The sequence below is a fragment of the Parageobacillus sp. NEAU-HV-2 genome (assembly GCF_059115485.1).
In genome coordinates this window covers 108,652-124,955 of the sequence record NZ_JBXUJJ010000006.1, presented here as the reverse complement: position 1 = coordinate 124,955, position 16,304 = coordinate 108,652, and the positions used below count along the sequence as shown (strand labels likewise).

Genomic DNA, 16,304 nt, shown 5'->3' with positions numbered 1-16,304 from the left:
AGAGGCCAACTTAAAATTAAAAATTAGCATGTTCTGTTTTTTCATGATGTGGTTCTGATATTGCAGGAGGTGAGCTCACTTCACAGTCGATGTTATACTGACAGGAAGAAGAGCCTCAGAGACAGGGCAATATATGGAGGCGTTTACTCAAAATTTTACCATAGCCCATAGTGTTTTAATTAATACCCTTGCCTCGAGTGATAGTCCTTATGTAATACTATGAAACATACTTCCACTCAGTGCCAAGTTAAGAACCAATTTGCTTGTTTACTAAATCAAGGCCTTAATACTTAAACTATCATTCTCTCAACAACCAGTAAGAAGCTAACTTATGTGAAATAATCATAATCGTACCACCTAATCTCTGGTCACCAATAATTGATAAAAAATTAAACGTTATAAAATATTGTTTCACATCAATATCCGGCGAAAAACATACATGTAATGTTTCTCTAAAAAAAATTGGGTCACTATAAACTTTATATAATCCTGTATTAGCAATAATTAAAAATAAACAGGCCGGCATCAACAATATAAGCATTTTATAAATATAATTACGTTTTAGTTTATTTGACTTCTCACCGTAAGAAGATGTTGTCGCGGGCCACCATACAAGAAAAGATAATACCATTAAGAAGCCTTTTGAAAAATCATGCAAGGCTTTATGGCTCATGACAGTGTTAAATACAACTGGAAAATGGTAAAAGGAGAATATAAATGCAAAAAGGACTAATATAGCATGATGGAAATTCTTGCTGCTACGGAGCTTAGTAAATAAACGAAATCGAGGATGCTCCTTTATTTCGGACAGCCCGGAAAGGATAAGCACAGGAATAAAAAAGCAAAGCAGACTCATTTGGAACATATGTACACTAAATAAAAGATGACTATAGAAGTTTAAGGCGCTTCCAAAGCAAAGATTAATCAAAACAAGCCCCAATATAAAGCATATTATTTTTTTTATTTTCGTTCTATTTAATTGACCAACTTTAACAAACATTAATAAATATACGATAAGAATGGCAAATGTAAGTATTAAGATAGTTTTATCTATATATTGAATTGACCCAATCCCAATATCTTCACCTCCTTAATAAATTCTAGGGGGTACAATTGGTGGCTTAGGGTGCTGCTCGCAGCACCCCGCTATGTACTGCCTTTTTCCAAGTTGCTACATCATGAACATCGACGAACGCGTCAATGTAAGGTAATGCTATCGACATCCCCACCGAAGTTGGTTCATAGCCAGGTTCACCAAGCAGCGGATTGATCCATACCACTCGCCCAACGCGAGCAGCCAAGTCGCGCATGGAAGTATGCATTTGTTCTGGATGGCCGGCATCAAATCCGTCTGATATGATAATGACACACGTATGCCGTTGCAAAAGACTTGAGTAACGATGAAGCAATTGTGCCAACGCGCCGCCAATCTGAGTTCCACCCCGCAATCCCGGTAAATCGCTATGGGGAATCCCTGACACCCCTTTTCGTGCAATAAGCGACGTTACCCGCAACAGACGTGTGGAAAAGAGAAAGATTTGCGCGCGTGCACGCACCCTCGTAAATGACCAAGCGAGAGAAGTAATGAAGGGCGCATACGGTTTCATCGATCCGGAAACATCCATAACTAGGACAATTCGCGGCTTGTCGGGACTGCGGCGGCGCATTTTGAGTTCAAACGGTTCTCCGGAATGGCGCAATGCACTCCTTATGGTTTGACGAAGGTCTATTTTCTCTCTACCTTGTGACTGCCACTTGCGGCCGCGAGGTGCATCCATCGTACGCACTGCCAACTGGGTCAGCTTAACAACATCCTTCAACACTTGCCCATCCGCCCGCAAAGCAAAACGTTCTCCATCGTTAGGATGATAGCCGGCGAGAACCCCCTGTGTGATTTCTAGCGGCGGGCGCTCCGCCTTTTCACCGGCACCAGTTCCGCCCATCAAATCATCCGGTTGCAGCCGGCGCTTCTCCTCCAAACGTGCTTCCCGTATGCCAAAATACTGCTCAAACAAAGTCGGAAAGATGCCCCATTCCGCCGGTGTCCGTGCATAGATGGAGCGAAAGGCGCTGCAAACCTCATCAATGGAGGCAAGGTTCAATTCAGCCAGGGCAGCAGTTGCTGTCAATGTTTCGGTAACTCCTACTCGAAATCCGCGATTTCGTAGCCAAGGCGCAAAATCAGCCACCTGTCTCACGATGCTGCCTGTCAAGCGGCCTATCTCGCCAGCCGTCATGTGTTCCATAGCAGATCGAGTCCCCTCTCCTTTAGCAAATCCATGTCTTCCTGCGTCTTCAGCAAACACCCGAGGGTATGTCGAATCACTTCTTCGTTCAGCTCCTGTGCGCCTAATTCCGTCAGCGCCTGTGCAAAATCAATCGACTCTGCCAATCCAGGCGTCTTGAGTAGCGACAACTTGCGCAGCCGCCGCACGCTAAACACGATTTGCTTCACAAGTTTTGGTGCGATCTGCGGCACATGCAGGGAGATAATAGCCGCCTCTTGTTCAAATGTCGGATAATCGACCCAAAAGTACAAACAACGGCGGCGCAAGGCGTCCGACAAATCACGCGTGCGATTAGACGTTAAAATAACTATAGGCGGTTCGGAGGCGCGAAAGGTTCCCATCTCGGGAATGGTAATTTGGAATTCTGACAGAAATTCCAACAGTAATGCTTCGAATTCCTCGTCGGCACGGTCTATTTCGTCAATCAGCAGTACTGGCGCCGGTCTCTCTCGTAGTGCACGTAAAAGCGGCCGTTCGATGAGAAACGACTCACTGTAAAGTGACTCTTGTTTTACGGCACCATCGGTAAAGGCCGTGCGTGCAGTCAGCAGCTGTTTTGGATAGTCCCAATCGTACAGCGCCTGACTCGCATCCAATCCTTCATAGCACTGCAAGCGAATGAGGTTTACGGAACGAACAGTAGCGAGCGCTTTCGCCAATGCCGTCTTTCCTACACCTGCAGGGCCTTCTAAAAGCAGCGGACGGGCTAGCCGCTGTGCCAAGTGGACTACAGTTGCTAGCCCTTCTTCTGCCACATAGTGAGAACGATGCAATTCCTCTTGGAGCCTGCGCACTTGTTCGTTCATTCAATCAATCTTCCCTTCTACACGGAAGCGAATGCCTTCTCAAGATTTTCAAATACCTGTTGTATGATTTTCTTCGCTTGGTTATCAATCAAACGACCACCAAGGCTCGCGATTGGTCCACTGATGGTTGCTTCACACTCCCATTTCAATAGGGTACCATTATCGGTGTCGCTAAGTTTTACATTTGCATTCATCTCAACTCCGCTTCCCATTCCTCCACCTTTGATCGGCATAGCCATTGCAGTTCCCGGTTCAATAGGTGACAATTCGCAATCGAGTTTGAACTTACCACGAATAGGTCCCAAGCCAACCTTTACAATAGCTTGAAAACGATTATCACCCTCTATGTTAGATTCAATCAAGTCAGGAATGCAAGGCACCACTTTGTGTGGATCTGTAATAAAATTCCAGACTTCCTCCCGCGGTAACTTAATCGTATATTCTCCACCATATTTTAGCATTTAGTTTTCCTCCTCTAGTTATAAATTCAGTACATCAGTCCTAAATCAGCAGTTGATCAGCTGAGAAAAGCAAAAGTTTTCAGTGCAACACCATGCGAATCAATCCAAATGTGTTATCTTGTCATGTGTGACTAAGAAATGCTTCCGGATTTTTTGCAAAACGGTCTCGGCAGCCAGAGCAGCAGAAGCCGTATGTAGTCCCATTCAGTTCAAAACGGAATTGGGTCTTCTCCAAGTTTACAGTCATACCACAAACCGGATCTACCACTATTGGAGATACTGTGGCACGATCGACGTTTGCAGTCAGTGCTTCGGACTCCGAAATCCCCTTTTCTGGTTGTCCTTCCCACTGCACATTCAAATCTCGGCGACGACGTTCCACGATTTGAGCAAGGATACTAAGGGCAATCTCTTGTGCTCCTACAGCACCAATGTCTAACCCCGCAGGAGCCGTGATAAAGTCAATAAATTCTTTTGGCGCCCCAGCCACTTCTAAGCCGCTGCTTACAGTCGCCCAACGCTTTGGACTGGTAACCAACCCCAAATACCGTAACTTACAATGGGCAAGTGCCAACAGGCCTTCACTATCATACAAACCCATCGTAGCCACGACACCATAAGCCGTTGTATTGTTGAAAGTAGCAAGTTGATTGCGTAATATCTCCAACGGTTCTTCCGAACTGCTGCTTTCCACTTCCTCCAATGAGATCCGGCGTGGCACAAAGGCGAATCGGGATGCCATTTCTTCAAGAGCATGCGCAATCGGCGAATCCCCCACAATAATCAACAAAGGATCAACATGTTTCGGTTCTAAAAAAAGTTCAACTGTTCCTTCAGATGCACAAGTCATTGAAAGGACTGTAACTCCTTCCTCCACGTGGGCCGGCGGCTGCGGGGTTATAAGCAAAAGCCTTTTTTCTCCAGTTCGAAGACACTCCTGTGCTTGATTGATAACTAACTCCCGCGTACAATGCCCACCTACAAAACCTACCATTTTTCCATCTGCTGTCACAATCGCCTTATCACCAACTGTCGCTGAACTTGGTCGCACACGGCGGACAACCGTCACCATGACATACGGTTCAGCTCGTTCATCCATGCCCTTTGCTGTTTCCCAAACAAGATCCATTTTGTATGGCCCGGCGGCGTTAACGCCACCGGGCTTTTCCCTCCTTAATCGATGTTAATCTTAGCATGCTGGTACTGAATTATTCATTAATACCGTGTTTTCTCAAAATTTCCCATATCTTCCATGGATAAAGTGGCATGTCAATGTGCTCTACGCCAAGTGGTGACAGGGCATCCACCACCGCATTGACAAACGCGGCTGGAGAACCGACATTCGGCGACTCTCCGACGCCTTTTGCGCCAATCGGATGATGCGGCGACGGTGTCACCGTCCGATCTGTTTCCCAATGTGGCGTGTCCAGAGCTGTCGGGACTAAATAGTCCATCCAGTTTGGCGCCAGACAGTTACCGTTTGAATCGTACGGAATATCTTGCATGAACGCAATGGCAAACCCTTCCGTTAGTCCTCCGTGTACCTGTCCCTCAACGATCATCGGATTGATCACGTTGCCGCAATCATCAACGGCCAAGAACCGCCGCACTTTGACAGCTCCCGTTCCCTTGTCAATATCGACCACCGCGATGTAGGCCCCGTGAGGGAAAGTGAGGTTCGGAGGATCATAGTAGTAGGTCGCTTCCAAACCAGGCTCCACGCCATCAGGCACATCCGTGTAGGCGGCAAAAGCCACATCTTTCATCGTCACCGATTTCCCAGGCAAACCTTTTGCGGAAAAGGCGGTGCCGTCCCATACAACGTCATCTTCACCGACTTCTAGCAGATGAGCGGCGATTTTGCGAGCCTTTTCGCGAATTCTGCGCGCGCAGAGCGCTGCAGCAGCCCCAGCTGTCGGCGTAGAGCGGCTGGCATACGTGCCTAATCCATAAGGAGCGGTATCGGTATCCCCTTCCTCAATCAACACGTCATCCGCACTCAGTCCGAGTTCTTCCGCGATGATTTGGGCGAATGTCGTCTCATGCCCTTGGCCTTGGTGCCGCACACCGAGCCGCGCAATCACCTTGCCAGTTGGATGGATGCGAATTTCCGCGCTGTCGAACATCTTGATTCCAAGAATGTCGAATGTATTTTTTGGCCCTCCACCGACAATCTCCGTAAAAGTGGAGATGCCAATCCCCATGAATTCACCGCGTGCTCGTTTCTCTGCCTGTTCTTTGCGCAATTCGTCATATCCAATCCGTTCCAAGGCAAGTTTCAACGTTTTTTCGTAGTCTCCGCTGTCGTACACCCACCCGGTCGGAGATTTGTATGGAAACTGTTCCTTGCGAATGAAATTACGGAAACGCAGTTCGGCCGGATCCATCTTCAACCTTTGCGCCAGTACGTCCATTGTCCGTTCAATCAGGTACGCTGCTTCTGTGACGCGGAATGAACAGCGGTACGCAACACCCCCAGGAGCCTTGTTCGTATAAACTGCATCCACTTCGACGAACGCGGCCTTGAAATCATACGAACCTGTCACAATGTTGAACAGACCAGCCGGGAATTTGGTCGGATTGGCTGCCGCGTCAAAGGCACCATGGTCGGCGATAGTTTTCACCCGCAGTCCCAACACTTTGCCATCCTCGCGCGCAGCAATCTCGCACGTCATGTGGAAATCGCGCGCGAAAGAAGTGCTTGCGATATTTTCCGTTCTCGTTTCAATCCATTTCACAGGCACGCCCAACTTCACCGAAGCAGCAACTGCACAGACATATCCTGGATAGACACCCACTTTGTTCCCGAAACCTCCGCCAACATCAGGCGAAATAACGCGAATCTGGTGTTCAGGAATGCCGCTTAACATCGCGATCACAGTTCGATGGACATGAGGTGCTTGGGAAGTAACATAAAAAGTCAACCGACCTGTCGCTGTATTGTAATCAGCGACACATCCACACGGCTCAAGCGGCGAAGGGTGGACACGCTGGAAGCGCACATCTTGCTTGACGACAACCGGTGCATCACGAAAGACGTTCTCCGTTTCTTCTCGATCTCCCGACTCCCAGTGCCAGATATGGTTTGACTTTTTCTCCCGATCTTCACGGAGAATAGGAGCATCCGGCTCAAGCGCCTTGAACGGATCCACCACAACCGGCAATGGCTCGTAATCGACTTCGATCAACTGCAGAGCGTCTTCCGCTTGGGCGCGCGTCTCCGCAACGACGGCGGCGACTTCTTGGTACTGAAACAGAACCTTGTCCACAGCCAACACCATCTGTTGGTCGCCATTCAAAGTCGGCATCCACGCAAGGTTCATTTTGGCCAGATCTTCACCTGTGAGCACCAATTTGACGCCGGGCGCGGCCAATGCAGCTGATGTATCGATTCGACGAATGCGCGCATGCGCGTACGGGCTGCGTAAAATGCTCATATAAAGCATATTTGGAAGAATCACATCATCCACGTAGCGACCTTTCCCACGAAGAAACCGCGGATCCTCTTTGCGGGCAATCGATTTTCCCATTGGGCGCAACTCAGTCTGTTGAAGTGCCACTTGTGGCCACCTCCTCTAATGATTCTTGTTGAGTAGCCATTTTTTGGGCAGCGGACTTGACCGCCTTCACGATATTCACATATCCTGTACAGCGACAAATATTTCCAGAAAGTCCCTCGCGAATTTGCTCCTCAGTCGGCGCTGGATTGTTCTGAAGCAGTGCGTAGGAAGCCATTAGCATACCTGGTGTACAGTAGCCACACTGCAGGGCATGTTCCTCCCAAAATGCTTTCTGCAACGGATGCATTTCACCGTCTTTTTCCAATCCTTCGACCGTCAACACCTCACGCCCATCCGCTTGCACAGCCAATACGGTGCACGACTTGACGGCTTTCCCGTCCAACAGCACTGTACAAGCACCACAGCTCGTTGTATCACAACCGACATGCGTACCCGTTAGTTTCAGTTCATCACGCAGGTAATAGACTAACAACGTACGTGGGTCAACATCTGATTCGTACAGTTGCCCATTAACCTTGACACGGATCTTCATTGGACTCCCACCTTTCCATGCAACTCTTCCGCGATTTCGCGAAGTGCGCGTGCAGCAAACACACGTAAAAGATCTTTCTTATAGTCTGCGCTACCCCGTAGGTCACTAACGGGATCTGCATTTTCCGGCACAAGTTTTGATACGTTCTCAATCGTCTTCGCTGTCAAACGTTCTCCTATGAGAGCCTCCTCTGCCTTAACAGCTCGCAAAGGGATTGGCCCGCAATTGCATATGCCGATTCCTGCCTCAGACACACGACCGTCATTGTCAACAGCGATCTGCACAGCCAGCCCCGCAATTGCGAAATCGCCAGCTTTACGTTTGAGCTTCATATAACGGGCAGCTACAGGTTTAGTTGGAATTGGCAAGTGCAACGCAACGGCAAGTTCATTTTCATTCAGCGATGTGGTAAATGTATCTACCAAAAACTCGTCAATCGGAATCAATCGATTCCCCTCTGGTCCTTGTGCTTCCACCACCGCATTTAAGGCAAGCATCGCAGTCCCCCAATCTGAGGCAGGATCTGCGTGAACGAGCGAACCGACAACCGTACCGAGGTTGCGAATCAATGGATCTGCAACCCAGTGGGCAGTGCGGGACAGAAGCGGAAATTGTTCACGGAGTTCTATCGCATGCTCCAACTCAGCTTGACGTGTCACCGCGCCGATCCGCAATTTCCCGTTGACTTTACTCCATCCTTTAAGCTCATCGAGCTTATTAATATCAATAATTACAGCGGGAGCCGCGACCCGTAACTTCATCATTGGTAATAGACTTTGACCGCCTGCCAATACTTTGCCGTCGTAACCGTACTCATCCATTAGGCGGATTGCTTCGTCAACAGATGTCGGTGCTTCGTATTTGAATGCATTGGGAAACATTTAGAAACCCCCTTTTGTCTAGATGACGAGAGCATTGTGAACAAGTCTTCTTTGGTTGCGCGCATTTCGCGCCTTCTTTGTTGGATTCGCCATCACCTATCTCTCGCCTGACTAAGAATTTCGCTTCAATGTTTAAACTATTACTTTACCTTTCTCTGAACCTTCACACGACTTAAATCGGTGGGTTCTGACGTACTTAAGAGTTTTTCTTACACCTTCGTGCAAGCGCTTACTATTGTTCCGTAAACTTTATGCACAAACACCTCACTAGTGCTTATCGCCCTGTCGGCTCGGTTCCAAACCGTTTTTCATTTCATCCCAAGACTTAAGTCACGGGATTTCGTGGTATATACATTTGTAAATTGAATATGTGTATGCGGCAGACTTACATAGGAGATATAATTGCATCGCATAGAGTTTTAAATAAATAGACCTTTCAATCTCTAAATGTTTACCTCCTTTCCAATTTCAAATTTTGTAACTTCGCTGTGTTGGTGATAAAAAATTATGTAGTTCTTGTTGAAGGGGTACATCTAGGGTGATTTTTACAAATATTATGGTAACAACAATATTCAGAATTGTCAACTTATATAAGGTAGTAATAAAAAACATTATTAGTTCTAAAATCTTCGACTCCGTCAAATTAGCAAAGTTATTTTAGTAGTTTAACGGCTGTGGGAAAACAAGAATGATTAGAGATGATGTGAATTTGTATATTATTACTATTTTTTAAATTATTATATATCAACATTCTTCTTGATCTTTTTATCAGTTGAGAAAGTTTATAGAGTATAAAGCAGCGATCGTTGGCGTTCGGGTGGTATTGGTTCCTCCGAAGAATACTTCCTGCAACTGTCCGATTTGCGGGCATGTTGCCAAAGAAAGCAGACCGTCAAGGGGTCAGTTTTGTTGTCGCGCTTGTGGGTACGCTGCCCCTGCCGACAACGTGGCTGCGGAAAATATCCGCAGGGCTGTAGTCAACAGCCGAACCCGGCAGCCAATTAGCTAGCTGCAAGCTCACGGCTTAAGCCGTTGGGTAGTTGACATAGTCACGTCTCCTGATAAGAAAGAAGCCAAATAGGCCTCTTTCTTTCGAAAACGGCTCCCGGGAAAGGAAATGTACGAAAGTTAAACTCCTGTTTTTTTATAGATGATTGACAAAAGGTGGGCAGAACGCAAACTAAGAGGGACAGATCACTAAAGAATCCCCACTTTCACCGACGTTAGCTGGTAAGTGGGGATCATCAAAACCTTCCCGATCGAAAAATCGAATATAAAAGCCAGCAAAACATTAAGGTAGCGACGCAAAAGCCAATCTCGATCGCCGGGATTTTCCATAGCAATGTTGATTGTCGGCCCATCGACGAGCCGATGATGATGCCGACCATAATAATGCTGAAAGAAAGCAAAACAATGCTAAACGATAAGCGGTTACTGATTTGGTCTAATTTTCTCAATAGAAAATCCAAATCCGGAATGCCGATCTCCAGGCGTACTTTTCCTTGTTTCATCAGCCTCGTTAATTCTTTAACATTTTTTGGCAGATCCACGAACAGTTCCCCATAATCGGAAAGGCGTTTCCATGCCATTTCCGCTACGTTTTTCGGCCGCATCCGCTCCTTTAGCAGCTGGCGACCAAACGGTTCGGCAAAGTCGATAACGCTAAAGTCGGGATCCAGTTTTTCCACGATCCCTTCCACCGTCAGCAGCGCCTTCCCTAACAACGTTAAATCGCTCGGAATGCGGATCGAGTGGCGGAACGCCACGTGAAGCAAATCCTGAACCGCTTCGCCGAGGCTGACTTGGCTCAACGGAATATGATAATATTTTTCTCTTACTTGCTCGATATCCTGACGCAGTTGGCTTACATCTACCTCATCTGGCATCAAGCCCATATCCCCGATCGCTTTCATGACTCCATCAGTGCTTTGGCGCATCAAAGCGATAATGAGGGACGATAAGTGATATTTCATTTCCGGAGTGATTCGCCCCACCATGCCGAAATCAATGAACGCAATCACGTCTCCTGGCAAAGCTAACACATTTCCCGGATGGGGATCGCCATGAAAAAAGCCTTCCATAAAAATTTGCTGGAACATTCCCTTTGCCAGCCGCTCCGCGAGAATTTTTAAGTTATGGCCGCCCTGTTTCAGACACTCCAGTTCTCCAAGTTTGATGCCCTCCACATATTCCATCGTCAGCACTTTTTTTGTGGAATAGTCCCAAAACACTTTTGGCACATAAATCGTCGGATCGCTTTGAAACTGTTTGGAAAATTTCTCGGCATTGCGCGCTTCTACGGTGTAATCGAGTTCTAGACGAAGCGATTTCGATAGTTCGTCCAATATATCACGGATGCGATATCGCACCGCCCACTCTAAGCGGCGTTCCGCGAGCACGGTCAAATCTTGAAGAATCTCCAAATCCGTTTCAATGATCGCGGCAATATGCGGGCGCTGGATTTTCACCGCCACCTTTTCGCCGGAATGAAGGACCGCCCGATGAACTTGTCCGATTGAAGCAGCGGCAAGGGGAGCTTCCTCAAAAGACCGAAAAATATGGTCCAGCTCCCCTCCCAGCTCCTCCTCGATAATACGGCGAACATCGGCAAACGAAAAAGGCGGGACTTGATCTTGCAATTTTTCCAGTTCACGAATAATTTGTTCTGGAATTAAATCGGGTCGTGTGCTGGCCAGCTGGCCTAATTTCACGAAGGTTGGTCCTAATTCCTCGAGCACAAGGCGGATGCGCTCGCCAATCGTTTTTCCATTCTTCTCCTTTTTGTCCACACGCAGCCGTTGCGGAAGGGGAAGAAACTGAGAAAATCCGATTTCCTCGACCACCATTTCAAAGCCATGGCGAAGCAAAGCAACAGCGATATCTCGATAACGGCTCATATGACGCATTCTTTTGCCAATCATCCGTCCATCCCCTTTAATGGCCAGGAGCCATGGGTGGCCCCGTTCGATTACTTGTCTTCTTTTTCTTCTAAGCGGCGGATTCGTTGCTCTAATTGTTGCAGCTCGTCTTTCGTTACCAAATCGAATTTATCGATCACTTGTTTGATCTGTTCGCGCACGATACGTTGCAATTCTGCTTTTCTTTCTTCTGTTTGCTGCTTCCACTGATCGATAATATCCTTCGATTCTTCGAGCGACAATTCCCCTTTTTTCACCAATTCGTCAATTAGCTTTTCTACTTGTTCCTTGCTCGCTAACGCCAATCCGAGTCCAAACGCCAGCCCTTTTTTGAGAATGCTCATAATGGATGCGGCCTCCTTTTAATTTTTACAACATGATACCACTTTCACAATCTTGTGTCGAGCTCTCCCATTCGCAATGAAAGCGCCCTTCATTTTTCGTTTACCCATCCGCATTAGCAAATAAAACAAAGAAGTAATGCTAACCATAAACTACTTACAGTAGTTGATGCTGTTCGCTAAAATCACTGACCCCAGCTTCCCTGTTTTTGCGTTAGAAAGCCGTACTTGTATTTGAATGTTTTCCAATCCCGCTGTTATATTGTCTAGACGCCCAGCCCATGTTGGACCATCCGTTTCCGGGGTTGGATAAAGCGGGAAACGCCAGCTTATGACATTTGGGATGAAGACAAAACCTTCGAAGCGATCATAATCTCCGAAAGAGGAGGGTTTAGGCAAATGAAGAGCATGAATGCTAATGCTGGCGCGCGGAAAACTTGGGGTTAATTTTACTTTATACACGAGAGCCGCCCCCATCGCGTTTGGATAACCGCTGTCTACTGGCTTTAATATTAAACTGCAAGGGACAGACACAGATGAAGCGGCCTTTGTTTGCATAGGACTGAAAACGACAGATCCAAATAAGAGTAAAGCCAACACCAATTGTTTCATGAACTCCCTCCTCGCACATGTCACTTTGGTTAGTTTTCCTTTTAGACTGTCTTTTTATGAAACAAGCTTTGTCTTCTTTCGAAAACGCATAGCGGGCGAAAGGAAGTGGAATAGTATCATTGGACATTCGGTGGGAAGGAGGTATAAACAGTTTGTTAAACATCTATAAAAAAATGTATGAAATCATGTAAATATCTCCTGTTATTGAACGTGGAGAGGCGGATGTTCTCCATCTTTTCCACCCTCTCCTGTCTGATGATAAAAAATCATCTCCCCCTTCCGCATGTAAAAAGGAAATGAAGAAGATTTGGCGAATATATGTTCTGAAGGATCCAAACAAGGAGGAAGGCAAGGGGATGAAAACGGTTCGGGGGATGAAAATCGTTTCCAATGATGAAGCACAACTTCGTTCATTAGATGAGTTGATGCGCGTCTTTGGTTCCGCGAAGCGATACGCGTTCAACCGCTTGCTGGAGGGAAGGAACGCAAAAGACATCATCAAGCACCTTCCGCACCCATTTCGGCTTAACAAACGGTTTGCCGAAGATGCGGTCTTGCTTGCTCAATCGCTGATTTCTTCCCAACGTGAGCTGCTTCCAATAAGGCTGGAGGATGTGCAAGCGAAAATCGAGAAAACGGAAAAGAAAATCGATGAGTATCAACATGGTCGAAAAACACCGAAAAAAGTCGATCTTCCAACATGTTTAGCCGGATTACACCGACGATTAGAAAAACTGAAATCCAAAGAAGCCGAGCTAAAACACCATCTCGACCAAGGAACGATTCCACGTGTGATTTTTGGCGGAAAACAAAACTTTTACAAGCGCTTGAAAGGAAACATCACGAACGAAGAATGGAAAGATTTGCGCTCCAATCAGTTGTATGCCAGAGGCGATAAAAGCAAAAAAGGAAATTTAAATATTCGCCTCGTGTATGACGATCACACTGATGAATGTTATGTAGAAATTGCGAATCCACTTGGACAACAAAAAGGAAAACACGCTCCCCGCTTGAGGTTACTTGTGTCTGTACCTGAAAAATATGAAGAGGAAATCATCGATCTCGTCATGGGAGAACCAGTCGGAGTAAATGCAAAAGGAAAGCCGATCATCGAATATCAACCATATACTGTTGAAATCAAACGCAAAAACGGAGAATATTATGTCCATCTTATCTATGAAGAAGAGGTATATGGCAGGGAACTTGCCTATGATGAACCGATTCAAGCGGAACGGATCGCTGGGATTGATATCAATATTGATCGAATCGCCGTAAGCATCGTTTCAAAACAAGGAAACTTTCTTCAATCAAAGGTGTTTTACTGTCATGAACTGGAATACGTAAGAGCGAATAAGAGAAATAACCTCATTGGTGAAACGGTGCGCGATGTATATGACTGGCTGCTTCAAGAGAATGTTGGGGCAGTGGTCATCGAAAACATCCAACTAAGACAGCAGCACGATACAGACAAACGATTCAATCGCTTGACCCATCATTTCAACAAGAAAAAACTGACGGAAATGATCCTTCGTCGGGGCTTAAGGCTTGGGTTTCGCATCAAAAAAGTGAATCCGGCGTACACAAGTGTTATCGGTCGTTTCAAGTATATGAAAAAATATGGGCTATCCGTCCATGAAAGTGCCGCTTTGGTGATTGGCAGACGAGGATTAGGGTATCGTGAACGATTGCCAAAAGAACTCATGGACACCATAAAAACGAAAGTGAAACGCCATTTGGTTGCCGTGTTAGGGTCGATGGAAGAATCCTACAAGCAATCGAAAAGCGGAACGAAACAACGACAATATCTCGGCATGATGTTACGCAAAATCGAGAGCTTCAAACAAGAGCATGAATGGTCATTATGGAACATCTTGCACAAATTCTGTTGGCTGAACCAGTATCAAATTCAACTAAGGGAGGTGTAGACCTGGTTACTAAAATCGTTGTCGTGTACGGACCGAGGGAAGGAATGGTGCACGACAGGTGCCGTCGCTAACAGCGAGCCACGGGTTGTCTTTCACAGCAGGTGAATGACAAGGGGATTCCCTTCCTGATGGAACTCGGTGAGAATCCGAGCGGCAAGCGGTGTTTCCTGGTTCCATCGCGATGTGTCGATTTTTATAGATTTTAGTAACCAGGCAGACGAAATGCCAAAGGAAGAACTCCGTTACGGCGAGGATTATAAATTTATCCCTGCCACTTCGGTCACCAGCGGGATGAGCGTGGAAATACGGCCGGATTTATATTGCCATACGGTTCAAATTGTCAACATTTGCCTTGTCGGCGATCCTGACAAAAAAGAGTTTGTCCTGGTGGATGCCGGAATGCCAAAATCAGCGAACGATATCATCGCTGTCACCGAGAAGCGGTTTGGCGCCAACAGCCGACCGCAGGCGATCATCTTAACACACGGCCACTTTGACCACGTCGGGGCGATTATTGAACTTGTGAAACATTGGAACGTTCCTGTTTATGCTCATGAAGCAGAGATGCCTTATTTAACAGGAAAAGCGCGCTATCCGGAGCCAGACCCGTCGGTGGAAGGCGGAATGGTGGCGAAAATGTCAGCGTTTTTCCCAAATGAACCGATCGATTTAGGCGATCATGTTCAAGCGCTGCCTAGCGATGGCACGGTACCGCACTTGCCGGATTTCCGCTGGATTCATACGCCTGGACATACGCCAGGCCATATATCGCTGTTTCGCGACAGAGACCGCTCACTAATTGCCGGAGATGCGTTTGTCACCGTCCGCCAAGATTCCTTGTACAAAGTGTTCACGCAAGAAATGGAAATTAGCGGACCGCCGCGCTACTATACGACCGACTGGACCGCCGCTCGCGAATCGGTAAAGAAACTGGCGGCATTGCAGCCAGAAGCAGCTATTACAGGACATGGCGTGCCAGTATCAGGTGAAAAACTGCGGGAAGGATTAGCGAAGCTAGCAAGCGAGTTTGACCGGATCGCCGTGCCGGATTATGGAAAATATGTTCATTGACAAATTTGCCTCCCGCAAACATCCGGGAGGCGCCACTTTTACTGGTGATATGCGTAATTGAATAGCACATATGCCGCAACAAGCAATCGTTCCCATTCTTCATAGCCTTCGTTCACTCGAAACGTATAACGCCAGCGCAACAGCTGCGAACGTTTCCCTTCAGCGATCATTTTTTCATCTAACCAGACTTCCGTGCGAGAAACCATTTCCGGTGACTGAAAAAACAGCGTTTTTCCCTCTATCTCTACTATCATGCGCTCACGCAGCTTCAACTTGTTTTTCCATGAATAATCCGTACGCGCCAATGCGACAACCGCTCCATTTTGTGCAATATGCCACGTATCATTCACACGAAACAACTTTTCCCGCTGCTCTATAATTTGTACCGAAGTTCCATCCGCAAATGTAAACGACAAATTTAAGTACCACTGATTTCGATCGGAAAAAATACTATTGACAATGCGCTGCCATGGACGTGGAAAGAAGCGCCGAAACTCCCCCATCTGTTTGGCTCCCTTAAACAAGCGCTTTTTTCCAGTCCAAAATCGTTCCGCCATATGCGTATGCCAAACATCTTCGTCTTCCGCCCCTTCATAACGGGCATCACGCCAATTCTGCCAGCATTCGATTCCCCAAATCAACAGCGCCCCGGCTAGAAAACTCGAGGCAATAAGCAGCTGGTCCCATTCAAATTTTCCTAAAATGAAAAACCGCAAAGCGATCCCAATCAATGCGACGACGAAAAATAACAACAATTTCTCCAAAATGCCCCACTCCTCTCCGAATAATAGTAGACGAAAGAAGAGTGGAAAAAGTTTCAATTCTATTAACGAATTGGGATTTGCTTCGTTTTATCATGTTTATGCTCGCGATAATAACGTACCATCACCGGAATAACATCGCGAAAGTCAGGGCAGCTTTTTGCAGCACCGTTTTCGCCTCGGTTGC

The 16,304-nt window shown here is 46.8% G+C and carries 15 protein-coding genes; 3 read left to right on the top strand and 12 right to left on the bottom strand.

All coding sequences use genetic code 11. From position 1 onward, the window contains the following. Nucleotides 1–298: 298 nt before the first annotated feature. The 8 genes from AC1WMD_RS11635 to AC1WMD_RS11600 form a co-directional block, all read right to left on the bottom strand. Nucleotides 299–1,000 (bottom strand): cytochrome c oxidase assembly protein, encoded by a 702-nt coding sequence (locus tag AC1WMD_RS11635; protein WP_494257315.1) that lies wholly within the window; start codon nucleotides 998–1,000, stop codon nucleotides 299–301. A gap of 121 nt (nucleotides 1,001–1,121) precedes the next feature. Then, a complete protein-coding gene (locus AC1WMD_RS11630) occupies nucleotides 1,122–2,246 on the bottom strand; it encodes a vWA domain-containing protein (protein ID WP_043904630.1) in 1,125 nt (374 codons plus the stop codon). Beyond that, nucleotides 2,234–3,094: an AAA family ATPase gene (locus tag AC1WMD_RS11625; RefSeq protein ID WP_043904629.1), complete on the bottom strand. Its 861-nt coding sequence runs from the start codon at nucleotides 3,092–3,094 to the stop codon at nucleotides 2,234–2,236. Before AC1WMD_RS11625 ends, AC1WMD_RS11630 begins: the two co-directional genes overlap by 13 nt. A gap of 17 nt (nucleotides 3,095–3,111) precedes the next feature. Beyond that, the gene (locus tag AC1WMD_RS11620) at nucleotides 3,112–3,555 is read right to left on the bottom strand and encodes an SRPBCC family protein (RefSeq protein ID WP_043904628.1); all 444 of its coding nucleotides are present in this window, start codon (nucleotides 3,553–3,555) and stop codon (nucleotides 3,112–3,114) included. Between the two features lie 121 nt (nucleotides 3,556–3,676). Next, nucleotides 3,677–4,654 (bottom strand): XdhC family protein, encoded by a 978-nt coding sequence (locus tag AC1WMD_RS11615; protein ID WP_494257312.1) that lies wholly within the window; start codon nucleotides 4,652–4,654, stop codon nucleotides 3,677–3,679. A 109-nt stretch (nucleotides 4,655–4,763) separates the two neighbouring features. Then, nucleotides 4,764–7,085 (bottom strand): aerobic carbon-monoxide dehydrogenase large subunit, encoded by a 2,322-nt coding sequence (locus tag AC1WMD_RS11610; RefSeq protein WP_043906541.1) that lies wholly within the window; start codon nucleotides 7,083–7,085, stop codon nucleotides 4,764–4,766. A 10-nt stretch (nucleotides 7,086–7,095) separates the two neighbouring features. Then, complete coding sequence (locus AC1WMD_RS11605; protein WP_043904626.1) at nucleotides 7,096–7,608, bottom strand: (2Fe-2S)-binding protein; 513 nt, start codon at nucleotides 7,606–7,608, stop codon at nucleotides 7,096–7,098. Further along, nucleotides 7,605–8,489, bottom strand: a complete 885-nt coding sequence (locus AC1WMD_RS11600) for an FAD binding domain-containing protein (protein WP_043904625.1) — start codon at nucleotides 8,487–8,489, stop codon at nucleotides 7,605–7,607. Before AC1WMD_RS11600 ends, AC1WMD_RS11605 begins: the two co-directional genes overlap by 4 nt. An 817-nt stretch (nucleotides 8,490–9,306) precedes the next feature. Here AC1WMD_RS11600 and AC1WMD_RS11595 point away from each other — a divergent pair. Continuing rightward, nucleotides 9,307–9,498 (top strand): zinc ribbon domain-containing protein, encoded by a 192-nt coding sequence (locus AC1WMD_RS11595; RefSeq protein ID WP_260676156.1) that lies wholly within the window; start codon nucleotides 9,307–9,309, stop codon nucleotides 9,496–9,498. Nucleotides 9,499–9,733: 235 nt separating this feature from the next. Here AC1WMD_RS11595 and AC1WMD_RS11590 read toward each other — a convergent pair whose 3' ends face one another. The 3 genes from AC1WMD_RS11590 to AC1WMD_RS11580 form a co-directional block, all read right to left on the bottom strand. Then, nucleotides 9,734–11,410, bottom strand: a complete 1,677-nt coding sequence (locus AC1WMD_RS11590) for an ABC1 kinase family protein (RefSeq protein WP_043904624.1) — start codon at nucleotides 11,408–11,410, stop codon at nucleotides 9,734–9,736. A gap of 47 nt (nucleotides 11,411–11,457) precedes the next feature. Beyond that, complete coding sequence (locus AC1WMD_RS11585) at nucleotides 11,458–11,751, bottom strand: phasin family protein (protein WP_043904623.1); 294 nt, start codon at nucleotides 11,749–11,751, stop codon at nucleotides 11,458–11,460. 150 nt (nucleotides 11,752–11,901) lie between these two features. After that, complete coding sequence (locus tag AC1WMD_RS11580; protein ID WP_043904622.1) at nucleotides 11,902–12,360, bottom strand: YoqH family protein; 459 nt, start codon at nucleotides 12,358–12,360, stop codon at nucleotides 11,902–11,904. Between the two features lie 356 nt (nucleotides 12,361–12,716). On the opposite strand from AC1WMD_RS11580, the gene AC1WMD_RS11575 reads away from it, so the two are divergent. Continuing rightward, nucleotides 12,717–14,285, top strand: coding sequence for an SSO2105 N-terminal domain-containing protein (locus AC1WMD_RS11575; protein ID WP_494257308.1), 1,569 nt, complete (start codon nucleotides 12,717–12,719; stop codon nucleotides 14,283–14,285). 222 nt (nucleotides 14,286–14,507) lie between these two features. Continuing rightward, nucleotides 14,508–15,356, top strand: a complete 849-nt coding sequence (locus tag AC1WMD_RS11570; protein ID WP_043906539.1) for an MBL fold metallo-hydrolase — start codon at nucleotides 14,508–14,510, stop codon at nucleotides 15,354–15,356. 38 nt (nucleotides 15,357–15,394) lie between these two features. Here the strand turns inward: AC1WMD_RS11570 and AC1WMD_RS11565 are convergent, their stop codons facing one another. Further along, nucleotides 15,395–16,120, bottom strand: coding sequence for a tubby C-terminal domain-like protein (locus AC1WMD_RS11565; protein ID WP_494257307.1), 726 nt, complete (start codon nucleotides 16,118–16,120; stop codon nucleotides 15,395–15,397). Nucleotides 16,121–16,304: the final 184 nt, after the last annotated feature.